This is a genomic window from Paenibacillus marinisediminis (genome assembly GCF_054343325.1).
On record NZ_JBTGUH010000002.1, the window covers coordinates 507,581 to 532,094 of the forward strand.

The 24,514-nt window shown below is 47.0% G+C and carries 24 protein-coding genes; 5 read left to right on the forward strand and 19 right to left on the reverse strand.

Going from position 1 to position 24,514, the window contains the following annotated elements; genetic code table 11:
- Positions 1-26 precede the first annotated feature (26 nt).
- The 7 genes from ACXX53_RS08030 to ACXX53_RS08060 all read right to left on the reverse strand — a co-directional run bounded on the left by ACXX53_RS08030 (position 27) and on the right by ACXX53_RS08060 (position 6,616).
- A complete protein-coding gene (locus ACXX53_RS08030; protein ID WP_458568104.1) occupies positions 27-839 on the reverse strand; it encodes a prenyltransferase/squalene oxidase repeat-containing protein in 813 nt (270 codons plus the stop codon).
- A 139-nt stretch (positions 840-978) separates the two neighbouring features.
- Entirely contained in the window at positions 979-1,599 is a 621-nt protein-coding gene (locus ACXX53_RS08035; protein ID WP_458568105.1) for an alpha/beta hydrolase, read from the reverse strand.
- 111 nt (positions 1,600-1,710) lie between these two features.
- On the reverse strand, positions 1,711-2,418 hold the full coding sequence (locus ACXX53_RS08040) for a nucleotidyltransferase domain-containing protein (protein WP_458568106.1): 708 nt from the start codon (positions 2,416-2,418) through the stop codon (positions 1,711-1,713).
- A gap of 175 nt (positions 2,419-2,593) precedes the next feature.
- Entirely contained in the window at positions 2,594-3,055 is a 462-nt protein-coding gene (locus ACXX53_RS08045) for a VanZ family protein (RefSeq protein ID WP_458568107.1), read from the reverse strand.
- 12 nt (positions 3,056-3,067) lie between these two features.
- Positions 3,068-4,030, reverse strand: a complete 963-nt coding sequence (locus ACXX53_RS08050) for a hypothetical protein (protein WP_458568108.1) — start codon at positions 4,028-4,030, stop codon at positions 3,068-3,070.
- Between the two features lie 526 nt (positions 4,031-4,556).
- On the reverse strand, positions 4,557-5,978 hold the full coding sequence (locus tag ACXX53_RS08055; protein WP_458568109.1) for a malic enzyme-like NAD(P)-binding protein: 1,422 nt from the start codon (positions 5,976-5,978) through the stop codon (positions 4,557-4,559).
- 113 nt (positions 5,979-6,091) lie between these two features.
- Positions 6,092-6,616, reverse strand: a complete 525-nt coding sequence (locus ACXX53_RS08060; RefSeq protein ID WP_458568110.1) for a hypothetical protein — start codon at positions 6,614-6,616, stop codon at positions 6,092-6,094.
- A 190-nt stretch (positions 6,617-6,806) separates the two neighbouring features.
- On the opposite strand from ACXX53_RS08060, the gene ACXX53_RS08065 reads away from it, so the two are divergent.
- On the forward strand, positions 6,807-7,400 hold the full coding sequence (locus tag ACXX53_RS08065) for a nitroreductase family protein (RefSeq protein WP_458568374.1): 594 nt from the start codon (positions 6,807-6,809) through the stop codon (positions 7,398-7,400).
- Positions 7,401-7,464: 64 nt separating this feature from the next.
- On the opposite strand, the gene ACXX53_RS08070 is transcribed toward ACXX53_RS08065, so the two are convergent.
- The 5 genes from ACXX53_RS08070 to ACXX53_RS08090 form a co-directional block, all read right to left on the reverse strand.
- Positions 7,465-7,770, reverse strand: coding sequence for an MTH1187 family thiamine-binding protein (locus ACXX53_RS08070; RefSeq protein WP_458568111.1), 306 nt, complete (start codon positions 7,768-7,770; stop codon positions 7,465-7,467).
- Between the two features lie 55 nt (positions 7,771-7,825).
- On the reverse strand, positions 7,826-8,515 hold the full coding sequence (locus ACXX53_RS08075) for a YjjG family noncanonical pyrimidine nucleotidase (protein ID WP_458568112.1): 690 nt from the start codon (positions 8,513-8,515) through the stop codon (positions 7,826-7,828).
- A gap of 76 nt (positions 8,516-8,591) precedes the next feature.
- Positions 8,592-9,311 carry an alpha/beta fold hydrolase gene (locus tag ACXX53_RS08080; RefSeq protein WP_458568113.1) on the reverse strand — a complete coding sequence of 240 codons (720 nt, stop codon included), beginning with the start codon at positions 9,309-9,311 and terminating at the stop codon, positions 8,592-8,594.
- A gap of 189 nt (positions 9,312-9,500) precedes the next feature.
- Complete coding sequence (locus ACXX53_RS08085; protein ID WP_458568114.1) at positions 9,501-10,028, reverse strand: GNAT family N-acetyltransferase; 528 nt, start codon at positions 10,026-10,028, stop codon at positions 9,501-9,503.
- Positions 10,029-10,155: 127 nt separating this feature from the next.
- On the reverse strand, positions 10,156-10,674 hold the full coding sequence (locus ACXX53_RS08090) for a hypothetical protein (RefSeq protein WP_458568115.1): 519 nt from the start codon (positions 10,672-10,674) through the stop codon (positions 10,156-10,158).
- A gap of 215 nt (positions 10,675-10,889) precedes the next feature.
- On the opposite strand from ACXX53_RS08090, the gene ACXX53_RS08095 reads away from it, so the two are divergent.
- On the forward strand, positions 10,890-11,744 hold the full coding sequence (locus tag ACXX53_RS08095) for an SDR family oxidoreductase (protein WP_458568116.1): 855 nt from the start codon (positions 10,890-10,892) through the stop codon (positions 11,742-11,744).
- A 42-nt stretch (positions 11,745-11,786) separates the two neighbouring features.
- On the opposite strand, the gene ACXX53_RS08100 is transcribed toward ACXX53_RS08095, so the two are convergent.
- Genes ACXX53_RS08100 through ACXX53_RS08130 form a run of 7 tightly spaced genes read right to left on the reverse strand, consistent with a single transcriptional unit; the run spans position 11,787 to position 21,939 of the window.
- Positions 11,787-12,113 carry an SCP2 sterol-binding domain-containing protein gene (locus tag ACXX53_RS08100; RefSeq protein ID WP_458568117.1) on the reverse strand — a complete coding sequence of 109 codons (327 nt, stop codon included), beginning with the start codon at positions 12,111-12,113 and terminating at the stop codon, positions 11,787-11,789.
- Positions 12,097-12,567, reverse strand: a complete 471-nt coding sequence (locus ACXX53_RS08105; RefSeq protein ID WP_458568118.1) for a PaaI family thioesterase — start codon at positions 12,565-12,567, stop codon at positions 12,097-12,099. Before ACXX53_RS08105 ends, ACXX53_RS08100 begins: the two co-directional genes overlap by 17 nt.
- Positions 12,568-12,610: 43 nt before the next feature.
- Positions 12,611-14,326, reverse strand: coding sequence for a long-chain-fatty-acid--CoA ligase (locus ACXX53_RS08110; protein WP_458568119.1), 1,716 nt, complete (start codon positions 14,324-14,326; stop codon positions 12,611-12,613).
- Positions 14,327-14,354: 28 nt separating this feature from the next.
- The gene (locus ACXX53_RS08115) at positions 14,355-16,136 is read right to left on the reverse strand and encodes an acyl-CoA dehydrogenase family protein (RefSeq protein ID WP_458568120.1); all 1,782 of its coding nucleotides are present in this window, start codon (positions 16,134-16,136) and stop codon (positions 14,355-14,357) included.
- A gap of 20 nt (positions 16,137-16,156) precedes the next feature.
- A complete protein-coding gene (locus ACXX53_RS08120; protein ID WP_458568121.1) occupies positions 16,157-17,338 on the reverse strand; it encodes an acetyl-CoA C-acetyltransferase in 1,182 nt (393 codons plus the stop codon).
- 24 nt (positions 17,339-17,362) lie between these two features.
- Positions 17,363-19,759, reverse strand: coding sequence for a 3-hydroxyacyl-CoA dehydrogenase/enoyl-CoA hydratase family protein (locus ACXX53_RS08125; RefSeq protein ID WP_458568122.1), 2,397 nt, complete (start codon positions 19,757-19,759; stop codon positions 17,363-17,365).
- On the reverse strand, positions 19,756-21,939 hold the full coding sequence (locus tag ACXX53_RS08130) for a (Fe-S)-binding protein (RefSeq protein WP_458568123.1): 2,184 nt from the start codon (positions 21,937-21,939) through the stop codon (positions 19,756-19,758). The genes ACXX53_RS08125 and ACXX53_RS08130 overlap by 4 nt, the downstream gene beginning before the upstream one ends.
- Before the next feature lie 187 nt (positions 21,940-22,126).
- On the opposite strand from ACXX53_RS08130, the gene ACXX53_RS08135 reads away from it, so the two are divergent.
- From ACXX53_RS08135 to ACXX53_RS08145, 3 genes are read left to right on the forward strand one after another with little or no spacing between them, the layout of a single operon-like run.
- On the forward strand, positions 22,127-22,708 hold the full coding sequence (locus ACXX53_RS08135) for a TetR/AcrR family transcriptional regulator (protein ID WP_458568124.1): 582 nt from the start codon (positions 22,127-22,129) through the stop codon (positions 22,706-22,708).
- A 22-nt stretch (positions 22,709-22,730) separates the two neighbouring features.
- Positions 22,731-23,498: an electron transfer flavoprotein subunit beta/FixA family protein gene (locus tag ACXX53_RS08140; protein ID WP_458568125.1), complete on the forward strand. Its 768-nt coding sequence runs from the start codon at positions 22,731-22,733 to the stop codon at positions 23,496-23,498.
- Between the two features lie 21 nt (positions 23,499-23,519).
- Positions 23,520-24,494 (forward strand): electron transfer flavoprotein subunit alpha/FixB family protein, encoded by a 975-nt coding sequence (locus ACXX53_RS08145; protein WP_458568126.1) that lies wholly within the window; start codon positions 23,520-23,522, stop codon positions 24,492-24,494.
- Positions 24,495-24,514 lie beyond the last annotated feature (20 nt).

The following is a 24,514-nucleotide window of genomic DNA, read 5'->3' on the forward strand; positions in this document are numbered from 1 at the left end:
AGCTGCTATATGAATCTGATTGATCCTTATCGAATGTACATCGGATGATCTGCAGGCAACACATATTGAATCGCTCTTAACGCTTCAATAGAAGCGTGTACGCGGTGCCATTCGCCATCGGCACTATCCCAGTATCCTGACTCGGCTTGCATCGAAATTAATAAGTCAACAGCTCTATGTAACAATAGATCATCTGGAGGAAATCCTGCTATGATCATCGTACTCGCCATCCAAGCTAACTGATCAGCCGATAATTCATGGATCACTTTAGACATATAGTCTGTCAGCAGCCCTGCTTCCTCTTCCCAGCCGATCAGTTTAAACAGTCCAGCACTCAGCCAGTTGGTATGCATGTATGAAGATAAATATCCTTCATTATTCAGCCTATCCCGTATATATAACGCTCCTCGCTCTGCGTATACAGATTGTGGACGATACCTGCTAATCCAGAATGAACAGTTTGCAGTCAAGTACAGTTGGGCTTGAAGATTACCTGGCGCAGCCCATGGCGGGCAGCGATCTCCAACACTTCGATCTTCTTCAAACGATCCATCGGGGCTCTGTCTCAGCTCCATGAATGATATTGTCTCGTCTATTATCGGACAAGATACAACCCCAGTTTGTTCAAGTTGAGCTAATTTGAAGCATGAAGCATCCAACGAACTATAGTTCACATCCCAGAATGGCGCCCAGCCGCCATCGCTTCTTTGATTATTGAAGAAATCAGCTAGCTCCTGTTCTGAGATTGGATGATCCTGGGCTATATATTTTAAACGTGCACGCTCTATGTTATTACCGTGTGTTTCAATATAGCGTATTGCGTTCTGGTACCATTTCATAAGTACACCTCTATCCAACAGAGTAATAGCTCAGGCTTCATCGATTATACGAATCATTTAATCCTTTTCCATCGAGAATTTGTTGTAAACAATTTCCATACCTTGACTCTCGAGCTTTGGATTGTATCAACAGTCGAGTTTAACGTAGCCTTTGGAAAAAGTCATTATATATCAAAACGATTTCTCGCATAACCAGTAAGGAGTGACTGACGGTATCAACCTCCAACGCGTGTGAAGCTTCCCGAATCGGAAATACTTCAATATCCTGAAGACCCTTGATTGTACGAATGCTGTCCTCACTGAATGAGTCATCTTTCGTGCCGTAAATTACAGCCCCTCGATTGTTCTGGATGTACGGAACGGATGCATTAATCGGTGTTAAAAACAGATGACTAACGGGTACATGATCAATAGCAGCGGCAACTTCACCCGCCACAAGTGTGCCCAAGCTCTTGCTCACAAATATGAGCTGCTCATATGAGGAGGCTGTCTGCAAGATCGCCTCCTTGCATTCCTGAATGACCTGACCTAGTTGATCTTGGTTAAACGATACTCTTGCACTTTGATAGCCATACTCCAGCAATAATGCGTCGTGATTACTTTCCATTGCGCTCTTCGCAGCATAATACAATACTGGCAGATCGCATGAATAGCTAAGCCCAGGAAAACAAACCACAAGAGAAGATGAACCATTGGAAATGTGTCGATGCTTCACATCTCTCCCCCATGTTGAAGGGAGTGTAATAGAATTAATGTTCATAACTCATCATCCTTTCCTGTATACAGCAAGACCCAGCCATCGATATTTGCGATTCTAGGCCGGGTCATATGCGGTCGTTGTATTATATTTATAGGAACGGTTCCCTAGTTGTTATAAGATTTCGATGGTATGAAGTCGATCCATTAAGGAAGCTGACGCTTCCAATAAAGTCTTGCGCACACCCATCACATCGTTAAGGACATCATACCTTAAGTTATCGGGTATCATAAGCCAGGCTACAACGATCTGCTCCTGTACCGTGATGTCACTTGACAACAGCTCATGGTAACTGAACGGAAATTGGCTGGTTGCTAATAATCGTTCTACACGCAGGGCCACACATAAGGGCTTAATGACCCAATGACGCAATCTTCCATCTGTAAGCAGTCCCGCAGGTTCAATATAGGATAAGTGATTGCGGAGATTCATCACAGAATCTGCAAGCAATCTCTTACTGAAGCTCAAGAGGGCTTGGTTAGAGGGTTGTACAAGCAGCTCAAGACCATAGATGAGCTGACCTTCATAATATAATAATGGACTGATATAACGATTGAACCCAAGATTCATATACTCGTTTAACGTCAGGCACTTTAGATTCAGTTCAAATTTGCTATCAGAATCGTTTATGCCGTTAATAACCTTACCCACAATCGACAGGTTTTCGATCGACAGTGAATGAAAGAAGCAGATTACATCTACATCCGAGTCTGCTGTCTGCTCACCTCTGACAAAACTTCCAGTCAGATATATCGAGAGAAGATTATTACCGCAATGTACTACCATTTCCTCAGTGAAGCGATTCATTAACTTGCGGACCATTCACGACACGTCTCCTTAACAGCATTCTATAAGTATAACAGCGTTGCTTACTCTCAGGAGAGAAATACTGCACCCAATACTCAGCAAGCGGCATGGCTTAATGTCGGACATCTGATTGCAATAATGAATATAAACTCATTGTTACATAAGTGCTGGGCAAGTCGCAAGCTATTATCTATGAATAGCTTGACCCAGAGGATTCTGTACTGCGGACAATAAATAAGAGACATCTATATATGCTGTAACCTATGAGAACTCCCAACGTATTCAGAATGATATCGTCGATATCAAAGCTGCCTCGTCTGCTTAGCATCTGTAGTACTTCCATGATCGTAATGCTTGTCATAAACAACAGAATGAATTTCCATAGGCGTACCTTGATTATGATCGGGATCAATACACCAAACGGAACGAAGACTCCGATATTGCCAACTATATTAATGAACCAGATCATGAAGTTAAAGTTGTCCACTTGAAGAAACTGCTTGATCGTTACAAAAGGGATCAGGTTATACCTTAATTCCTCGCCTTGAATATTAGACCTTCCAAAGCCAAACAGCATCAAGTAAAGCACACATAGTGAATACAAGATGATGACTGTTGTTGCTGAATAGCGAATCCATTTTATGCCCTTCATCGCATCTGTCCCCTATACCATCTTGATTTCCTTCAGGATACTAACTGCAGCAGACTCTAATTGCGCTAACTGCTCAACGGAGCGCGGCTTAAAACCAAGATCGTTCATCGCAGCTTGTATAGAAGCAGGCAACTGTTGTATATGCTGTTCCAAGGTCATGCCTTCTTTCGCTATAGAAAGGTAGCACCAGAACGCCTCACCTGCAATTTGCCAATGGATATTGTGCCAGTCCCCATTCTGTATAAAGCGAGCGACTTTTCGTCTGACAAGAGAATCTTGGATGCTATCTAATGCGAAGTTAGTTCCATATTGATCGCGCACATGGGTACTGTACATACTCAAAGCTTCAAGCCATCGATCGATCTCTGACGGCTGTGAGCATCCTAGAAACACGAGCTGTTTCAGCAGTTCGAGAGAATCAAGTGCGCTCAGACATTTTAACAATCCCCCTGTAGACACCTCTCCCGCTGTAAAATAAGCGTATGCAAACGCCGCGTCGATGACGGCAGAATGCGCAGCCAGCCCCGCGGTTATCCACTGCTCATCTTGTATGCTGTGATGCAGCCATTGAATTCGAGACTGCACAACTTCACTAGCCTGCTTTAGTATAAGCTGACGGCCCTCACACGAGTTCAGATAAGATATCGCTTCTTCACGCAATTGTTCGAACTTGCCGGCAGGATCATATATAACCTTTGCTTCCAGCATAAATCGATAATCCCAGGGGTTCTGTTCGATATCTGATCGTTGAGGCATCGTATGAATATCCAATTGGATCGCCTGATTGTTGTATATAATATTGGTGCTGTCACTTCTATTCGATTCTAATACATAATAAATCAGATCCAGATCACTGTACTCATCCGCTTCTCCTCGGCCTACTGAACCCCCAGCAAATGCACATACTAGATCTGCCGGCATAGAATCCTGCAAGTAGTCAGCTCCTAATTGCAATAATATCTCATTATAGTTCATCGATTCACACCTTCTTCTATGTACGATTGAACGGTCTAACATATATGTAGAAGTTTAACATCTATCAATAGTTTTGTGAAATTGTAAGAAAAACCCGTCAAATAAACAAAAAAATAACCGGCCTTCGTCCTGAATTCCACAGGATTAAGGTCGGTGGGCTCAAATTTTTTATAAAATCGAACGTAATACATCTACTGCCTTAGAAATATCTACTATATGCTCACACGGATTAATGTCATACCAATGTTTACCTTTTCTTTACATGCATAGAGAAATGCGGTATTTCATTGCCGTTAGTTATTATTATTTCTTCCACTTTAGAACCCCACCCCTTCCCCGCTAAATTGCAACCCCCTCATACGATTCGCACAACAATAAATATCAATTGGTCGAACAGCTTCAAACCATGACTCCATTTTATAATTGAATGATGAACCAACATCACCTATTTCTAAGAAACACATAGTTTGTGAAAAAGACGGCGCAGCCTTTCGGCTACACCGTCCCCTGTAATCATCATATTCTACTAAGCGCCTACATCCTCGTGGCGAGCGACGCCTGAAGTGCACGCGGCATGAATGACAGCCTCTTTTACTTTTTCCGCAACATGAGGATTGAACACACTCGGAATAATATTATACTCGTTCAATTCATCTTCGGTAATGACGGATGCGATCGCTTTAGCAACTGCAAGCTTCATCTCTTCTGTAATCTGCGATGCTCGGCAATCGAGCAGGCCACGGAATAAACCCGGGAAGCAGAGTACATTGTTAATCTGGTTCGGATAGTCCGAGCGACCAGTTGCCATAACGCGTACAAGCCCTTCTGCTTCTTCTGGGAGTATCTCAGGTGTAGGATTAGCCATCGCGAACACGATAGGATCCTTCGCCATCTTGCTAATATGCTCGCGTTTCAATACGCCAGGACCGGAAACACCGATGAAGATGTCTGCACCTTCAATGACCTCGGACAATGATCCAGTCTCACGCTCCGGATTCGTATTCTCCGCATACCATTGCCAAGTTTCATTTTCATAGTTCTGACCTTGGACCAAAGCTCCCTTGCGGTCCACTCCGATAATACGCGTAACGCCCGCTGCAAGCAATATTTTGGTACAAGCTGTTCCCGCAGCGCCGATACCGCAAAGTACTACCTTGCAGTCTTCGAGACGCTTACCTACTACTTTCACCGCATTATATAATCCTGCAAGCAGGACAACCGCTGTTCCATGCTGATCATCATGGAATACAGGAATGTCAATTTCTTCACTCAGTCTCTTCTCGATTTCAAAGCATCGAGGCGATGAGATATCTTCAAGATTGATCCCGCCGAAGGCTGGAGCAATCCGTTTAATCGTTTCAATAATTTCTTCCGTATCTTGAGTATTCAAGCATATAGGGAAAGCATCAACATCAGCAAACTGCTTGAATAACATCGCCTTGCCTTCCATAACAGGCATTGCTGCAAGAGGGCCAATATCACCTAAGCCCAATACTGCTGTACCATCGGAAACGACAGCAATGGTGTTGCGCTTAATCGTTAACGTATGAGCTTTATTCGGATCTTCGTGAATAGACATGCATACGTTGGCTACACCAGGCGTGTAGACGCGTGATAGATCATCACGAGACTTAATGGCCACTTTCGGAGTAACTTCAATCTTCCCGCCTAAGTGCATAAAGAAGGTTTGATCCGACACTTGTAGAACCTTAACACCATTAAGCTTATTCAACTGCTCCGCAATGAGGTTTTTTCCATTCGCATCATTCAAATTAACCGTAATATCACGAATTGTTGTGTTCTGATCAGATTTACCGACATCTATTGCCACGATATCGCCGCCTGCTTCACCGATAGCAGTAGCTACTCGTCCAAATGCTTCTGTATCTTTGATCATTTCTACGCGAATTACAATTTTAGTTCTAGATGTTTTTGGCAACTCCACCATAGTCACTCTCCTATATTTCTCTACTTGCCAACCTTTAATATTACGGGATTATGACTCCTTTGACTATGATGGTAATCATGGGAAATTTGCTACTTTTGGTCATTTTAGTTTCTTCAATATCCAATCATCATACAATTCTGATGCAGGGTGAGCGTTATGCCCAAGCTGGTCACTTTTACAAACAATGCGTCATCTAACTCGAACAGCTCTACACCAGGATAATACGAGTAGTGGCTATGTAGAATAACCGATGCTCTCTCGGGGAAAGCGAAGGTGTATTCGTTAATATCAATAGCCATGTATTCATGGAATAGACTGGCGCGAATGTACTGCTCCCCTTCTAATAGAACCAGTGGATACTCTTTCCTATCACCCGAATACAGCTTCAGATCATTGGAGATAAATTGATATCGCGTGGAGTGCCTAATTATTGTTCTTACCTGCTGCTTACTAAGCGGCAATTCCAGTGAATGACGATTCCTCATATCTTCGAAGATATCGACAAATTGGCCTAGCGCCATCAGCACACATCCACCTAATATACTTACAATTACTGTGATGGGTTCTGCCACATTCACACCCAGCATAGTTCCCCATCCAATCATGACAATCCCAATGACTTTCAAAAACAATCCCATACCTTCACCTCTCGTTCCATTACATATTCCTTATTATTCCATTTTATTAAACGAGACAGACAGTAAGCAACAATTATACGTTTTAAAATTTAAACACTTGACTTCACCAACTAACTAATGGTAAGTTATAAACGAAATATCATTTGACCCATCTAGGAGGAAATCATCTGTGTCACATTTAGAAAAAATTATGCATGAACGTCAATCGGTTCGTGTCTACGACCCTGCATTCACAATAGATCAAGAAGAAATTAAGGATATGCTGAAGCAAGCCACTTCTGCTCCATCTTCCAGCAATCTGCAGCCATGGCGCTTTCTTGTCATTCAGGATCAAGAAGTGAAGAAGGAACTGCGCGCGATTGCTAACAATCAAGCTCAAGTAGAAACTTGTTCAGCTATTATTGCGGTAATTGGCGATTATGAAATGTATAAAAAAGTCGATCAAATCTATTCTCAAAATGTGGCGGAAGGCTTCATGGATGAGGTTAGTAAAGAGCGTATGATTACTTCTACGAACGCAATCTATCCAAATGCGCCACAAGCGGTATTGCGCAACATCGCCAGCTTTGATGCAGGATTAATCTCCATGCAGTTGATGCTGATTGCAAAAGATCGCGGCTACGATACAGTAACGATGGGCGGATTCGATAAAGTGAAGTTTGCACAGCGCTTCGAGCTGCCAGATCATCACTTCCCTGTCGTTTTAATAGCACTAGGCAAAGCAGCAGCCCCTGCATACGGTTCTTCCCGACTTCCAGTGGATGAGATAGCTTCATTTATGTAATCCACATAAACTACAAAACGTCCAAATGGTGTGCGGTAATCACAGCCATTTGGACGTTTTCATGTTAATGCTTCAGCTTCTCGGCTACAGATTGAAGCTTCTGAGCTCTAGAGCTTGGCTTATCTCGACGATCGTCAATCTTGATGGAAGTCGATACACGGCCGACTCCTTGCTCAAACGGTACTTCATGCAAGATGCGAATAACCTCAAACAGACGGTCAATCGGACCTTCTATGATCGTGCTCATTGGTGTAAGCTCATGAGTAACTCCTTCTAGTCCCGCTAACACATTTTCAATGCGAGCAACATACTCACTAACACTCGTTGAACCTGTCCCAAGTGGGATGATCGTAATCTCGGCAATCGCCATAATCGTAATCTCCTTTCAATTTGCACATATTCACTGTAACTTTCATGAGAATCGATTATACATACATCAACAGCTCGGATAGCTTGCTAATTTCGTAATTCGGAACGATTGTAGTTGGATTGGCATTCTGCTGCGGGTTATACCAGCACGTATCGATCCCATAATTGATTCCACCCTGAATATCAGAGCTAAGTGAATCGCCTACCATCAGAACCCCCTGCTTATCCCGTATACCCATTTTGTCGAACGCATAATCAAAAATGCCGGTCTGCGGCTTCTGATAACCCGTCACTTCAGAAATGATGATGTGCTCGAACGTATGTTGAAGCTGGGATCTGCCGATTCTGCCTAGTTGAACTTCCTTAATACCATTTGTAATGATCGACAGACGGTAACCAGCGCTTAATAATTGCTCGCATAGCTCAACCGCGCCGTCAATTAAGAACGCACCCTCAGCCAAATATTTAATATAAGAAGAGCTAACTCCTCCAGCATCGAACTCCGATTGCCAATTGTGGGCGGCAAACCATCTTCTGAACCTTTCCGTTCTCAACACTTGAGACGTGATAAGCCCTTTCTCCAGCTCATTCCACAACTGCTTGTTAATGCTCTTATAACTTGCTATCTGCTCTTCGTCGCATACGATTCCGATCTCTTTGCACGTCTGCGTTAAAGCGAATGATTCTGTAGCAGCGAAGTCAAACAAGGTTTCATCAGCGTCAAATAATATAATAGGGTATTTCATGTCAATCCTCCTAAGCCTCTAAACGAAAAGAAACCTCGATAAATACGTTCCCTTCTGGACTCTATTTTCAATAAACTTATTCATGTTGAGCTAAATATTGATAGATGGTCGTGAATAACAAACTCTTCTCTGTACCCCGAATATTGTGGCCCGAATGTGCAAACTCCTGTACGGTAAGGTGCTGAATCATATTCCTATACTGGCAGAGATCGGCATCGCTAATTAAGGATCCTGGCAGCAAGCCTCTCATAATAAGTACGGGAAGCTCCAGCTTGCGTGCGAGGTCAATCTGAGTGGAGTCTGCCTGTATTCCTCTGACGGCGTCCTCTCGTATATGGTGTTCACGATGAAAAGGAATTAAATAATCTAGTATATATTCATCTGCCCATTCAAGCGGCATTTGCTTATGCTCCGCCGGATAATCCTCCAGCAATAGCGATCGGATGCTGTCCGCATGCTTATGAGCGAAACCGAGAGCATACGATGCCCCTCGAGAATACCCGAGGAGATGGAATTGCTCAATTCCAATATCAGATCGCACACATTCGATATCTGTAATATGCTCCTCAAGATCGTAGCCTCTCAAAGGAGTGCTGCTATTGCCTCTTCCCCTAAATGATAGCACCACGCATCTTCTCGGCAACAAATATTCAAGTACGTCCACATATTCTTCTGCCGTTTCAGACAGGCCTGGACAGATGATTAATGGAACAAGTGCTGGATCCGCATACGTTGCGGAATCTAGGTAGTGTATGGATACACCATTATTGTTCACATACTTTGACTCGAATCTCATATCTATCACCCCTTAGCAGCAGCTCACATAGCAGATTCCCCTGGCTCTTAACTAGCATAAATTTTACACATCCAATTTACAACCCTAATATTGATTGTACGACCTATTCATACCTATGAAAAATGCACGCCACCCATCATGGGAGAGTGCATCATCACGGTTTCTTATTCGAATCTGATCGAGTTCCAGTCATTCATTTCCGAAAAAGGCAGGAGGGTACTTCAACTCGCCCGAAATTCGCTCAAGCGCGTGCTCTTGCAGTTCATACACCATAAACACCTCATCTGGCACTTGGAACTGGCGCAGCTCTAAGCCATGCGCTCTCGCCGGTACAAAGCCAAACTTCGGATAATAGGTCGGATGCCCAATCAGCAGCACGAGGGAGTATCCCAGCTCCTTGCACCTCTTCAACCCTACCTCAATCAAAAGCTTGCCGATCCCTTCTCGCTGACGGTCTGGCATAACAGCAATCGGCGCAAGCGCAATCACCTTATGATGCTGATCGCCCTCCGTCACTTCTGCTTCACTAAGCATCAAATGACCCACGATCTCCCCGTCATCTTCCGCTATGATCGACAGCATTGGCACATAGTATAAGGATTGGCGAATTCGATCCACAAGATCAGCTTCATCATTCCGGTTGTCGAAGGCTGCTATATTCACATCTCGGATTGCTTGATGATCTTCATGTTGTTCAGTACGTACACGTATTGTCATTACATCACTCCGTTCTCATTCGCTCTAGTTGCTGTGATACTTGTATGTTCATAAAGATCGTTCTTATTCCTCTCTAGATTGTGTGTCACGAGCTAAGTGATCTAACAATATTGATGACTTCATGTGGCTATTGAGTCGGCTTACCAGGCAGCTTCAATAAGAGCTGGTTGATTGATTCTTCCTCTTTCCATTCGACTCGGATAACTGAATTGCTTATGAAGTCATTCACATCATCCATATTGCTGAATGTATAGTAGCGATACATCCGGAAATTCTCACCTTGATCCAAGTATCCATGCCCTGGTCCATCCGTCCCGCTTCCGTGTGTATATCGATACGGTACTGCTTCATTAAATGTATAATGAATAGAATCCGCGCGCATCTCGCCTCTATTCATCAGATCCACCATGATATTGATCAGGATCGAGCCTGGCTCAGCCGACGGCTCTACTTGTTCAATCAGATTTTCGTCTGTAATTAACTCATAATGAATGGAGCTCCATATGTCGACCCTCTTTGCTGAATTCTCGAATGAGTCTATTAGCGGTTGGCTGATTGATTCCGAACTGCAGCCTACTAAAATGATGGCACAGATAACAGCATAAGCAAACTTACCTATCGCTTTCATCGCTATCTCCTTTTCCATGCTTAGTTCATATTTACATATGATCATCATATTGATGTCTACATGTTACCATATAATGCATTCGATTTAATACATATTTCCCTTATATTACTAATATACTCTTGAGATAATCGACTGAATGATCTATACTAAACGACTCATTTTATCTATATTAGTTATATGTTGGTAGTTTTGTTTATTGAAGCATTGCACTATTCCGTAAAGGAGCATGAATCATGGAACCGTTCTCAAACGAATTGCTGAAGGATAAAGTTGTCCTGATCACCGGAGGAGCAACTGGTCTGGGACGCGCTATGGGAGAGAAGTTTCTTAAGCTTGGCGCACGCTTAGCCATCACGAGCCGACGTGAAGAAGTGTTGAAGAAAGCTTCTGAGGAAATGAGCATCAGCGACAATACCGTGTTCTATAAGCCATGCGATGTTCGAGACCCCGTTCAGATTCAAGATCTAGTTGAAGCTGTTGAACAGCATTTCGGACGTATCGATGTGCTGATTAACAATGCGGCAGGCAATTTCATCAGCCCGACAGAGCGGCTGTCCCCGCGCGCCGTAGACGCAGTGCTCAACATCGTGCTTCATGGTACATTTTATACGACATTAGAAGTTGGCAAACGTTGGATCGAGAACGGGCATTCCGGTACGATGCTGAACATTGTGACTACATATGCATCGACAGGCTCAGGATTTGTCGTACCGTCAGCAGCAGCGAAAGCCGGTGTACTGGCGCTTACCCGATCCCTCGCAGTAGAATGGTCGAGACATGGAATACGCCAGGTTGCGATTGCACCGGGACCATTTCCGACGGATGGAGCTTGGTCGCGGCTCATGCCTACGCCAGAATTAGAGCAGCGGATGATGGACCGCATCCCGATGCGGCGTGTCGGCGATAAAGAAGAGCTGGCTAATCTTGCAGCCTACCTCATATCTGACTACGCCAGCTATATTAATGGCGAAGTGATCACGATTGACGGCGGCGAGTGGCTGCAGGGCGCCGGTCAATTCAATGACCTGCTCGAGGTTAACGACGAGCAGTGGGATATGCTGGCGCAATTGACCCGCAAGGGCAAGTAGTCGCAGCCACAACAAAACAGGCTGCCGCAGCAGCCTGTTTTGTTAGCTCGTATACGATTTCAATATTTCCTGCAGCTTTAAGGCAAGCCCTACCTTGCCATCAACCTTGAGCGTGCGCATCATGAACGCCATCGTGGTATTAAGCTCATCCTTCAACAGCTTACGCAGATTGTCAGCTGAAAGAGTCAGCGTACAATCCGCTGTCAAAGCATCCCCGTCGATAACTTCGACATTCCCTTCGCGAAACTTGACCTGATAGATCTCGCTATCTCCCAGATTGAACTGGTATACAGCATTCAGCGAACGTATGGCTTCCGGCTCCGCGTGCATCAGATCTGCTAATTGCTGCAATTCATCGAGTATGGCCATCGGTATCACCTCCGCTGTCGGATGAAGTAACCGGTCTATCGATGACTCGGAATGTTCCGGTACCGGTAGCGCACAGCTCACCGTTCTCTTTGCGCGCAGATGCCTGCGCCGTCATCATCTTCCGTGAACTATGTACCAGTTCTGCGGTTACATAGATGCGGCCCTCAGACATCGGTGCTAAATAGTTCAAATTTAAGTTTGTGGTTACTACACTTTCATTCGGACGAACAAGCATCACGATCAGCCCCATAGCGGAGTCAATCATCGTAGCATGTACGCCGCCATGCAGAATGCCGATCAAGTTCAGATGATGCTGCTTAATATCCAGAGACACGACGACATGCTTGTCACTTATTTCCTCGATATTGCAGCCAAGATATTCCCAGAACGTATTTTTAGCTGCAGATGCGAGTTTAGAATAATACGGATGGTTCATAATAGCTTCCAATTCCATGGCAGACGCTCCCCTGTTCCTGATGTGTGATATCTACCCGTATTCACTTACCGTTTACCTGTACTGGCGGGTCCGTCTTCTGCTGCTTGCTCATCTTCTCAGCATCTTCTTCGATTAGCTTGCGGCGAAGCACTTTACCAACCAAAGTCTTCGGCAGTGACTCACGGTATTCGTAGACTTGCGGTACTTTATATGCCGCTAATCTTTCCTTGCACCAGCGCTTCAATCCATCCGGATCCTGCTTACACCCATTTTTCAGCACGATATACGCCTTAACGGTCTCACCGCGATATTGATCATAGATGCCGGCAACAACAGCTTCCTCGATATCAGGATGCTCGAACAGCACCTCTTCAATTTCTCGCGGATAGATATTATAGCCGCTTGCGATGATCAGATCCTTGCGACGATCTAAAATGTACACATAGCCCTCATTATCGACTTTACCCAGATCACCCGTAAACAGCCAGCCGTCCCGCATCGCCTGAGACGTTTCTTCAGGTCTCTGCCAGTACCCCTTCATCACCTGCGGTCCGCGAATCACGAGTTCTCCTATTTCCCCAAGAGGCAATTCCTCGCCTGTTTCTGGATTCACGATGCGGGATTCGGTATCCGGAATTGGAATGCCAATCGAGCCGCTCTTTCGTTTCTCCCATATGTTATTCACATGTGTAACAGGAGACGCCTCGGTGAGTCCATAGCCTTCAATCAGCTTACCGCCAGTAATCAGTTCAAACTGCTCCTGTACCTCTAACGGCAGCGGCGCAGCTCCGCTAATACAGATATTGACTGAGGATAAATCGTACTTCTTCACATCCGGGTGATTAATTAAGCCAATGTACATGGTCGGTGCACCTGGAAATACGGACGGCTTCTGCTTATCAATAACCTTCAGCACTTGACTCGCATCAAAGCGCGGCAGCAGAATCAAGGTTCCCGCCAAGTAGACAGCTTGATTCAGCAGCACCGTCATTCCAAATACATGGAAGAAAGGAAGCGCCGCCAAATATTTTTCTTCGCCGACCCTAGCACGGTAGAACCATAGCCTTGTCTGAATCGTGTTGGCAATCATATTGTGATGCGTGAGCATGACACCCTTGGCATAGCCTGTTGTACCGCCAGTATACTGAATCAGCGCCAGATCTTCCTCTGAATCAACAGGTACGGATATCGGCTGAGCCGTTGAATCCTTGAGAAAATGGACAAAGGATCGAACTTTCTCGTCATACGAAACGGTAGCTGCCATGCCGTCTTTTTTAGCTTTGATCGGATACAGCAAGTTTTTTGGAAAAGGTAAATAATCCTGAATCGATGTAACCAAGATGTAATCCAACGGTGAGGATTCCGTCGATTTCTTCACGCGAGCGACGAGTGCGTCGAGCGTCACAATGATGCGAGCGCCGGCATCCTTCAACTGGTGCTCCAGCTCACGCGGCATGTAGAGCGGATTCGTCATCACGACTGTACAGCCTGCTAGCAGCGTGCCATAATAAGCGATCACGCACTGCGGGCTGTTCGGCAGCATGACGGCAACTCGGTCACCCTTGCGAATGCCAAGCCGAAGCAAGGCATTCGCAAAACGGTAAGCCGAATCTAGCAAGGTTTGATAGGATAACTTCTTCCCCATAAAGTCTAAAGCTGTCTTATGGGGATACTTTGTTGCTGTGTCAATTAACAGTTGCGCCAAATTATGCTTAGGATATGGATATTCCGCAGGGACCTCGACTGGATAACTCTCTAACCAAGGTTTATTGGGCATGACTACAGCTCCAATCTCGAGACATGATTTAGACTACATATTTTTCTGCTTCGATAACCTTGGCAGCGATTTGACGTTTCAAAACAATGGTATTCTCTGTTGTTCTTCTTGCAAGCTTCTTCAAGATCGAGAGTTGAGTGCGAAGTGTATCCCCTGACTCCATATGTGCAAGAACCTCTTTTGCCCATTGTTCGATCTTCTCAAACTCATCATGAATGAACACAATCGTCATATCGATCGCATTCTGCGACTTCGCTTCACCTGCACGATCAATCATCTTGCGAGTACGCAGCAAAGCGCTTTCCATCGCAAACACCGAGATCATCATATCAGCCAGATGGCTCAGCACTTCTTGTTCCTGCTCAAGCTTCATTTGATATTTCTGTACGGCTTGCGCGCCAGCCATCAAGAAGATCTTCTTCGCCATCGACAGCAGATGAGTTTCCTGTGCAAGCGTACCCTCGAATAATTGACCTGGCATGAAGCTCAGAAGCTCTGACTGCAGCGACATGGCCTTCTGCATCAATGGCAGCTCGCCCTTCATCGCGCGCTTGATCAATGAGCCCGGAATCAGCAAGCGGTTAATTTCGTTTGTGCCTTCGAATATACGGTTGATGCGAGAATCTCTATAATTGCGCTCGACGCGATACTCTTGAATGAACCCGTAACCACCGTGAATCTGTACAGCTTCGTCTACGATGAAATCTAGCGTTTCGGAGCCAAATACTTTGTTGATAGAGCATTCTAACTGGTACTCAGCTATTGCCTTGGCTGATTGATAGCCGACATTCGGACTTCCATGATCCACTTCAGCCAAGCCGACATCGAATAAACCAGCCGTACGATAAACCATGCTTTCCAGCACATATGACTTTATATTCATTTCAGCAAGCTTCTTCCCGATTAGCGGGAAGGATGAGATCTTGCGTCCGAATTGAGTGCGCTCATTCGCGTACTTAGCAGCATATTCGATCGAATCCTTGGAGCCGCCGACACAGCCTGCCGCCAGCTTAAAACGGCCGATGTTCAAGATGTTGAATGCGATCAGGTGACCCTTGCCAACCTCCCACAGCAGGTTCTCCACCGGCACCTTCACGTCTTCCAGAATCAATGGACAAGTGGATGAACCCTTGATGCCCATCTTCTTCTCTTCTGGTCCGATGCTGACACCTTCCATCGTACGCTCTACGATGAATGTGCTGAAGTCGGTTCCATTTACCTTGGCGTATACAATAAAGATGTCCGCAAATCCGGCATTCGTAATAAATTGCTTCGTGCCATTCAGCACATAATGGGAACCGTCCTCTGTAAGAACTGCAGTCGTCTTCGCGCCTTGCGCATCAGAGCCGGATGATGGCTCAGTCAAGCAGTAAGCGGCGATCTTCTCGCCTGTTACGAGCGTTGGAAGGTACTTCTGCTTCTGCTCTTCTGTACCAAAGTAGACGATTGGCAGTGTGCCGATGCCGACATGAGCGCCGACAGAAAGCGCAAAGGCAGATGCTTTGGTCAGATTCTCGTTGATCAGCGTTGAGCTGACCTTATCAAGCCCTAAGCCGCCATATGCTTCAGGAACATCGGCACCGAGCAGTCCCAATTCTCCCGCTTTACGCATCAGATCAACCGTCAATTCGTAATTCAGCTTCTCGATCGCTTCATCATGCGGAGCAACATCACCCGCAACGAAATCTGCTGTTGTCTCCGCGATCATGCGATGCTCTTCCGTGAAATCCTCTGGAGTTACTACATTTTGATATTCTACATCTTCAATAATAAAGCTCCCGCCCAACACCTTGCTCATCGTTTGACTCATACTTTTCCTCTCCTTTGTTATTAGGAATGAACCTCAAACACGCCTGCCGCACCCATACCGCCGCCGATACACATAGATACAACTCCATAGCCGCCCCCGCGTCGGCGAAGTTCGTTGATCAATGTCGTCGTAAGCTTGGTGCCTGTGCAGCCCAGCGGATGTCCTAGTGCGATCGCTCCGCCATTCACATTCACCTTCTCTTCATCAATGCCGAGCTCGCGAATGACATGCACACATTGGGAGGCGAACGCTTCATTTATTTCAAATAGGCTAACGTCATCAAGCGTGATCCCTGCCATCTGCAGCGCCTTCGGAATCGCCTTAACAGGACCAACTCCCATAATCTCAGGCTCTACGCCTGCAAGTGCAAAAGAACGGAACGTGGCAAGCGGCTTCAAGCCGAGCTCTTCGGCTTTCTCCTTGCTCATGATCACGACCGCTGCTGCGCCGTCGCTAGTCTGCGACGCGTTGCCAGCGGTCACACTGCCGCCCAGCTTAAACGCCGGCTTCAGCTTGGCAAGTCCTTCGAGCGAAGTGTCGGCGCGTACGCCTTCATCCGTGTCAAATATGAACGATTTCGTATTCACCTTGCCATCATCCGAGACGCTCTTCATCTCCACTTGGAATGGCACGATCTCATCAACGAACTTGCCTTCAGCAATGGCTTGTGCCGCTAAACGATGCGAGCGAACCGCAAAACGGTCTTGATCCTCGCGAGATACACCGAAGCGCTCAGCGACATGCTCCGCTGTATGCCCCATCCCGATGTAGACTTCCGGCATACTCTCAACGATCTTCGTATTAGGCGATATCTTAAAGCCCGTCATCGGAACGTGACTCATGCTCTCTACGCCGCCTGCGACCAGCACCTCGGCATGGCCGAGCATGATGCGCTCAGCTGCAAATGCGATCGCCTGCAATCCCGAGGAGCAGAAGCGATTAATCGTCAGCGCCGGCACTGTAACCGGGAAGCCAGCATACAGCGACATGATGCGCGCGAAGTTCAAGCCTTGCTCGCCCTCCGGCATAGCGCAGCCGATGATTATATCCTCTACATCTTCTTTTTTGAGTCCAGGCGCTCGTTCGATTACGGCTTCCAACACGATCTTGCCCAAGTCGTCGGCACGAGTCTGTGCGAGGCTGCCTTTCTTGGCTTTACCGATTGCGGTGCGCGCCATGGATACGATCACAGCTTCTTTCATTAAATCTCACTCTCCCCTGGGGTGTTAGTTTCGAAGTGGTTTGCCTTTGGACAACATATGCTGCATACGCTGCTGTGTCTTCGGCTCACCGCACAAGCTAAGGAACGCTTCGCGCTCCAGATCAAGCATATATTGCTCGCTCACAAGAGTTCCGGCTGGCACATCGCCGCCCGCCAGCACGTGAGCCAGCTTCTTCGCGATCAGCAGATCGTGATCGCTGATATATCCGCTTTCCTTCATGCCGATAGCGCCTAGCTGCAATATCGCTTTGCCTTCGGATCCAACGACGCGAATCTTCTCCTGCGGAATCGGCTCATATCCTGCATTCGCCATGCGAAGCACGGCCTGCTTAGCTTCATAGATGAGATGATCCTGATTCGCCAGAATCCGATCCGTTGGCCGCAGATAACCTAGACGCTTAGCATCATGCCCGCTCGTCGATACCTTCGCCATGCCGACCGTTTCGAATATCTGATTGATCATCGGCTGCAGATCGACTTCAGGGTGACGCAGACTTTGACTTGCGCGCAGCGTCAGCTCTTTACAGCCGCCGCCAGCCGGAATCAAGCCGACTCCAACCTCAACGAGACCATAGTAAGTCTCTGCTGACGCGATCACTTGGTCTGCAGGCATACATGCCTCAACCCCGCCGCCCAATGTCATGCGATGCGGCGCCGCTACGACTGGCTTCTCGAATCGCTTTACCTTATACATCGTGTTCTGGAACAAGCGAATGATGCCGTCGATCTCATCCCATTCTTCATCCTGCGCTTCCATCAACAGCAACATGATATTGGCGCCAACGCAGAAGTTGCGGCCTTGGTTTGCAATGACCATACCTTCGAAATTCGCGCGCACTTCATCCACACTCTGCTGAATCATCGTCAGGATGTCCGCTCCAATCGCGTTGTTCGGCGAATGGAATTCTAAACAAGCTACTCCGTCTCCGAGATCGATAAGACTCGCTCCGGTATTGGATTTAACAACCTTGTTCTGCTCCTTCAAGCTGCGCAGGTTTATAATCTCTGGAGCCTGCTCTACCTGCTTATAGCGCTGCTCACTCACATAGAAGTGCTGGCCGTTATCCTTCTGATAGAAGGACGTGTTCCCTTGAGCGATCCAATCCTTCACCCAAGCCGGAACAGTCAGGCCTTCTGCTTCCATCCGTTCCACGGAACGAACAAGACCGATCGCATCCCACGTTTCAAATGGTCCAAGCTCCCAGCTGAAGCCCCACTTCATGGCATCGTCAATCTCCACAACGGTGTCAGCGATCTCACCAACTTTTTCAGCTGAATAGATCAGCACCTGCTTCAATATGTTCCATGCTAGATCCGAATAGCGATCTCCGGCACTAAGCAGCGCTTTCGTCTTCGCACGCGCGCCCTTCGCCAGCTTGGCGGCTTCAAGTGAGCCGGAGGAAGCCTTCTTCTGGACTGCATATTCCATCGTTGATAGATCCAGTGCAAGGATCTCACTGCCGTTAGCACCTTTCTTCTTCAGATAGAAGCCCTGACCAGATTTCTCGCCGAGCCAGCCTCGTTCTACCATCGACTTCAATACATCAGGAGTATGGAAGACTGCCTTCTCCGCCTCATCATTCACTTGATGGAACACGTTGTCAGCAACGTGGACGAAGGTGTCCAGTCCTACGAGATCTAGCGTGCGAAATGTCGCGCTCTTCGGGCGACCCATAGCTGGTCCAGTAACAGCATCAACCTCTGATACGGTATAGCCTCCGGCAACCATTTCCTGCAAGGTCACAAGCAGTCCATATGTTCCAATTCGATTCGCGATGAAATTCGGCGTATCTTTCGCAAGCACAACGCCCTTACCCAACATTTTCTCGCAGAATGTCTTCATCTGTGCGATTAACTCTGGGTTCGTCATTTCACCTGGAATAATCTCTAACAGCTTCATATAGCGCGGCGGATTGAAGAAGTGCGTCCCCATAAAGTGACGTTTGAACTCCTCCCCGCACTCTGCTGACATGTCGTTGATCGAAATCCCAGAAGTGTTGGAGCTGACTACAGTTCCTGGCTTCCAGTGAAGCTCGATCTTACGAAGCAGCTCCTTCTTCACATGAAGATTCTCGACCACAACCTCGATGATCCAATCCACGTCGGGGAGTAGTGATAAATGATCCTCCAGATTGCCCGGTGTAATTCGCTGCGCGAATGAAGGGTCGTACAATGGATCAGGCTTCGTCTTCTGCAGCTTCGCAATCGCGTTAACAGCTAGACGATTTCTTACAGCAGGATGCTCAAGGGTTAAACCTTTGGCAGCTTCTTCTTCTGTTGCTTGCTTCGGAACCATATCGAGCAGCAAGCACGGTATGCCGACGTTTGCCAGATGTGCCGCAATACCGGACCCCATAATGCCAGAGCCGATGACAGCCGCTTTGCGAATCGGTTTGTTCATGATCGATTTGCCTCCATTTCATGTCGGTTATTAAAGTTGATCGAAAGGTCGCCGAATACGGATTGCTCCAATATTTCCGCGATATCCTTCGCTTTAACACGCTCTTCAACTTCCTTCATCTTCGTACCGTCCTCCATCATCGTTAGACAGTAAGGGCAAGCACTGCTGATGATTGTTGGATTCACTTCCAGCGCTTGCTCGGTTCGAGCGAGGTTTACTCGCTTGCCGGACGTTTCCTCCATCCACATCATGCCGCCGCCCGCGCCGCAGCACATCCCATTTTCACGAGTACGGGCCATCTCTGCCAATTCAACGCCTGGAATTGCCTTCAATACATTGCGCGGCTCATCATAGACGTTGTTGTAGCGCCCCAGATAGCAGGAATCGTGATACGTGATCCGCTCTTTCACCTCATGTCGCGGTGTAAGCTTGCCTTCGCGGATGAGCTGATCCAGCAGTTGAGAATGATGCAGCACCTCAACTCCTTCTAGACCAAAGTCAGGATATTCATTCTTCAAAGTATTGAAGGTATGAGGACATGCAGTAACGATCTTGCGAACGTTGTACTTCTGGAAAGTGGCGATATTCTCAGCGCACAGCTGCTGGAACAGCATCTCGTTGCCCATTCGCCGCGGCGTATCGCCAGAGTTCTTCTCCTCATTGCCGAGAATTGCAAAGCTGACACCGGATTCATTCAACAGACGGGCGAAGGCGCGTGAGATCTTACGGCTGCGCAGATCATAAGAGCCCATCGACCCTACAAAAAACAAATACTCGAAATCAAGATTATCTTTAACGGTTGGCACCTTGATCCCTTCAACTTCACCGCTCCACTTGGCGCGGTCATTGCGGTTCAAGCCCCATGGATTGCTCTGGCGCTCAATATTCTGCAGTGCGCGCTGGCCTTCGTGCGGCACACTTCCTTGCATCAGAACGAGATGTCGGCGCAAATCGATAATCTTATCGACATGTTCATTGCCGACAGGACATTGATCCTCACAGTTGCGGCACGTCGTGCATGCCCAGATCTCATCCTCTGACATGACGTCGCCGATAAGCTCCATCTCGTTTGCTTTCTTGTTGGATGTGGTCCAGGAAGCTTTATGCCAACCAAGTGTTGATCGAATATCGGTTATGCCGCTGCCGCTCCACTCCGATGAGTGAGCCGCTTCGCTGTCCAGTGCATGCGCACTGCCAACAGAGAAAGCATATTCCGGAACAAGCGGCGACTTGCCTGTTAGCGCGGTACCTTTCTCCATCAGATGATCACGAAGCTTCGTAATCATGTGCATCGGTGAGAGTACTTTGCCTGTATTCGATGCCGGACATACATTCGTACAACGCCCGCATTCGACGCATGAATAGAAGTCCAGCATTTGCTTCTGTGTAAATTCTTCGATCTTGCCGACACCGAACGTTTCAGCGGTCTCGTCTTCCAGATCGAGCTTCTTGAGTCGTCCAATCGGCTCTGAGCGTCTAAACCAGATGTTGATCGGTGCAGCCATGATGTGAAAGTGTTTGGATTGAGGCACGTATACTAGAAATGACAGCAGAATGAGCAGATGCGCCCACCAACCTATATAGAACAGTACTTGTGAAGCGGGTTCTGAGATGAAGGAAAATATGCTAGCAATACCTGAGGAGATTGGAGCGTAAGCAGATGGCTCAAGGCCGAGCCATAATCGTTCAAAGCTGAGTGAAATTAATACCGAAAGCATTAACGAGAAGATGAAGAATACGACGATGCTTGGCTTCCATCCCCGCTTCAGACGCACGAGCTTCTCACCATACCTTCGGTAAGCCGCGTAGCCCATCGCGATGAGAATCGTGATTACAGTGATTTCTTGCATCAAGCCGAACACATCGTAGCCGGGTATCGGAAGATGTTTCCCACCGAGCAGTCCCTTGACGATCAAGTCAAGCGCGCCGAACTGCAAAATAATGAAGCCGTAGAAGATAATGATGTGCATTATACCGCTCTTGGGATCCTTTAGCAGCTTCTTCTGTCCGAATATTTGCGACATAAACTCCGCTAAGCGACCTTCTCCGCGCCTCTTGAGATCTGTTAATTGCCCAAGCTTCACATAAAGGTATCGATGATATACGGCTTTATAAAACAAATAAAAGCCATACCCTGTTACCCCCAAAAATAACAGGAAATTTACGATCTGCCACAACATCTTTGATCCGCCCTTTCTGTAACTTGTTTAAGGTTATGGCGAAAACTGGCACGAAAGCGGTTACATCCGCTTCGTAAATAAAATCTTATCGTGAACTCATTGACAACAGGCAATGTTTACCATAAGATTGAGAAAAATGAATGAGCATTCATTCAGTTTAATTGAATTCTAACACCGAGGTGGCACGATGACAAGTAGGAAAATGGAAAAATATGAGATGATCTTAGAAGCAGCACTAAAAGTTATTGCAGAAAATGGATTTCACGGATCTCAGGTTTCCAAGATCGCGAAGGAAGCAGGTGTTGCCGACGGTACTATCTATCTGTATTTCAAGAACAAAGAAGATATCCTTATCTCCTTATTTCAAGTTCGTCTTGGCAATCTGGTCAACATGTTCAACGAAAGCTTGCGTGCTTCGAGTACAGCAGCGGAAGCGCTGCACAGAGTATGCGAGATCCATTTCAATGAACTTGAACAGGATGTGAATCTCGCCTATGTTACCCAGATTGAGCTTCGCCAGAGCTCAATTGAGCTGCGCAAAGCAATCGGACTTACGGTGAAGCCTTATTTCACCTTGATTGAACAGATTCTAGAGAAAGGAGTTCAAGAGAAGACCTTTCGGCAAGATCTCGATATTAAGCTGACACGTATGCTCGTTTTTGGCGCGATGGATGAAGTGGTTAGTTCCTGGTTAATCTCCGGTCGCAAGTATCCCCTGTCCGCACAAGTGGATAAGACCGTTGATTTTTTCTTAAGAGGTTTAGAGTAAACATTAGAGAGGAGCTTGTTGCATGAACATTTATGTCCTCCTGAAACAAACCTTCGACACGGAGGAGAAGATTGTTATTCGCGATGGTCAGATTACAGACGACGGTGTGAAGTACGTCATCAATCCGTACGATGAATATGCCGTTGAAGAAGCCTTGCTTCAGCGCGATCAGCATGGCGGCACTATCACAGTGGTGTCCATCGGACCAGACCGAGCTGCCGAGGCACTCCGAACTGCGCTTGCTATGGGGGCGGATGAAGCGGTGCTCATCTCAGACGATCGATTAAACGGCGACGAGTATGGTATAGCCAAGGCTCTTGCAGCTTACTTCAGCAAGCAATCCTATGACTTGATCATCGGCGGTAATTTCTCTGTCGATACGGGCGGCGGGCAGGTTGCGGTACGTGTGTCCCAACTGCTTGGCATTCCACACGCATCATCTATAACGAAGCTTGAGATCGCAGATAGCCGCGCAGTCGTCCTGCGTGATGCTGAAGGAGACAGCGAGACGTTGAGTGTGGCGCTTCCAGCGCTGTTTACTGCGCAGCAAGGCTTAAACGAGCCGCGCTACCCTTCACTTCCAGGCATAATGAAAGCAAAGAAGAAGCCGTTCCATCAGCTATCGCTTGATGATCTGGGTCTGTCTGAATCTGATATTTCGGCGAAGACGGAGCGTATCTCATTGTCACTGCCGCCAGAACGCAAGGCAGGGCAGATTCTGAAAGGCGAATTAAGTCAGCAGGCTGCCGAGCTGGTCAACCTGCTGCGCACCGAAGCTAAATTGATCTAATCCAATTAGGAGGATGACCATATGAGCAATACTTACGTAGTTGTCGCGGAAGTTCGCGGCGGTAAGCTGCGACAAGTTACTTTGGAAGCACTTCAGGCTGCTGCAATTGTGAAAGAAGACGGAGATTCCGTGTCCGCTATACTGCTGGGATCTCAGGTGGCCCCAATCGCAGAGCAATTGTCGCATTACGTGAACGGCAAAGTGTATGCAGTGGACCACGCTGATCTTGAGAGCTATAATTCAGAATCTTATTATAACGCGCTGACCCAGGCTCTGAGCCATCTGACCCCGCAAGCAATTCTATTCGGGCACACCGCTATTGGGCGCGATCTTGCTCCGATCATCGCAGCTCACCTGAATGCGGGTCAGGTGTCTGACGTTATCGCCATCGAGAAGTCGGATTCCGAAGCATGGTATACTCGACCAATCTATGCAGGCAAGGCATTCGAGAAGAAGCGATTCCTTGATGGACCGCAAGTCGTAACGATCCGCCCTAACAACATACCAGCGGCTGTTGAACTGGATGTATCCGCTGAGATCGTCGCTGTGGACTATCAATCAGCATCCACACTTCGCTCCGTTGTCCAAGATGTAGTCCGCAGAGCCTCGGGCAAAGTTGACTTAACAGAAGCTAGAATCGTTGTATCGGGCGGTAGAGGTGTGAAGAGCGCAGATGGCTTCAAGCCTTTGGAAGAGATGGCTGATGTATTGAATGGCGCGGTTGGAGCATCGCGCGGCGCTTGTGATGCCGGATACTGCGATTATGCGCTTCAGATTGGGCAGACTGGAAAAGTAGTTACACCCGAAATCTATATTGCTTGCGGTATTAGCGGAGCTATTCAGCATCTCGCTGGTATGAGTCAATCACGAGTCATTATTGCGATTAATAAGGACCCGGAAGCTCCGATCTTTAAAGTAGCAGATTACGGTATTGTCGGTGATTTGTTTGAGGTTGTTCCACTCTTAACAGAGGAGTTCAAGAAGATATTAGCTTAATTGACTGACGAAAGGACGTT

Excerpts from the sequence above, each read along its gene's own strand:
- ACXX53_RS08065 (WP_458568374.1), top strand. The coding sequence starts at position 6,807 with ATGCATGAACGTCAATCGGTTCGTGTCTACGACCCTGCATTCACAATA.
- ACXX53_RS08100 (WP_458568117.1), bottom strand. The coding sequence starts at position 12,113 with ATGGCCATACTCGATGAATTGCAGCAATTAGCAGATCTGATGCACGCG.
- ACXX53_RS08040 (WP_458568106.1), bottom strand. The coding sequence starts at position 2,418 with ATGGTCCGCAAGTTAATGAATCGCTTCACTGAGGAAATGGTAGTACAT.
- ACXX53_RS08120 (WP_458568121.1), bottom strand. The coding sequence starts at position 17,338 with ATGAAAGAAGCTGTGATCGTATCCATGGCGCGCACCGCAATCGGTAAA.
- ACXX53_RS08135 (WP_458568124.1), top strand. The coding sequence starts at position 22,127 with ATGACAAGTAGGAAAATGGAAAAATATGAGATGATCTTAGAAGCAGCA.
- ACXX53_RS08045 (WP_458568107.1), bottom strand. The coding sequence starts at position 3,055 with ATGAAGGGCATAAAATGGATTCGCTATTCAGCAACAACAGTCATCATC.
- ACXX53_RS08140 (WP_458568125.1), top strand. The coding sequence starts at position 22,731 with ATGAACATTTATGTCCTCCTGAAACAAACCTTCGACACGGAGGAGAAG.
- ACXX53_RS08060 (WP_458568110.1), bottom strand. The coding sequence starts at position 6,616 with ATGGGATTGTTTTTGAAAGTCATTGGGATTGTCATGATTGGATGGGGA.
- ACXX53_RS08050 (WP_458568108.1), bottom strand. The coding sequence starts at position 4,030 with ATGAACTATAATGAGATATTATTGCAATTAGGAGCTGACTACTTGCAG.
- ACXX53_RS08030 (WP_458568104.1), bottom strand. The coding sequence starts at position 839 with ATGAAATGGTACCAGAACGCAATACGCTATATTGAAACACACGGTAAT.
- ACXX53_RS08070 (WP_458568111.1), bottom strand. The coding sequence starts at position 7,770 with ATGGCGATTGCCGAGATTACGATCATCCCACTTGGGACAGGTTCAACG.
- ACXX53_RS08090 (WP_458568115.1), bottom strand. The coding sequence starts at position 10,674 with ATGGAAAAGGAGATAGCGATGAAAGCGATAGGTAAGTTTGCTTATGCT.
- ACXX53_RS08110 (WP_458568119.1), bottom strand. The coding sequence starts at position 14,326 with ATGCCCAATAAACCTTGGTTAGAGAGTTATCCAGTCGAGGTCCCTGCG.
- ACXX53_RS08125 (WP_458568122.1), bottom strand. The coding sequence starts at position 19,759 with ATGAACAAACCGATTCGCAAAGCGGCTGTCATCGGCTCTGGCATTATG.
- ACXX53_RS08080 (WP_458568113.1), bottom strand. The coding sequence starts at position 9,311 with ATGAGATTCGAGTCAAAGTATGTGAACAATAATGGTGTATCCATACAC.
- ACXX53_RS08115 (WP_458568120.1), bottom strand. The coding sequence starts at position 16,136 with ATGAGTCAAACGATGAGCAAGGTGTTGGGCGGGAGCTTTATTATTGAA.
- ACXX53_RS08095 (WP_458568116.1), top strand. The coding sequence starts at position 10,890 with ATGGAACCGTTCTCAAACGAATTGCTGAAGGATAAAGTTGTCCTGATC.
- ACXX53_RS08035 (WP_458568105.1), bottom strand. The coding sequence starts at position 1,599 with ATGAACATTAATTCTATTACACTCCCTTCAACATGGGGGAGAGATGTG.
- ACXX53_RS08105 (WP_458568118.1), bottom strand. The coding sequence starts at position 12,567 with ATGGAATTGGAAGCTATTATGAACCATCCGTATTATTCTAAACTCGCA.
- ACXX53_RS08145 (WP_458568126.1), top strand. The coding sequence starts at position 23,520 with ATGAGCAATACTTACGTAGTTGTCGCGGAAGTTCGCGGCGGTAAGCTG.
- ACXX53_RS08085 (WP_458568114.1), bottom strand. The coding sequence starts at position 10,028 with ATGACAATACGTGTACGTACTGAACAACATGAAGATCATCAAGCAATC.
- ACXX53_RS08075 (WP_458568112.1), bottom strand. The coding sequence starts at position 8,515 with ATGAAATACCCTATTATATTATTTGACGCTGATGAAACCTTGTTTGAC.
- ACXX53_RS08130 (WP_458568123.1), bottom strand. The coding sequence starts at position 21,939 with ATGTTGTGGCAGATCGTAAATTTCCTGTTATTTTTGGGGGTAACAGGG.
- ACXX53_RS08055 (WP_458568109.1), bottom strand. The coding sequence starts at position 5,978 with ATGGTGGAGTTGCCAAAAACATCTAGAACTAAAATTGTAATTCGCGTA.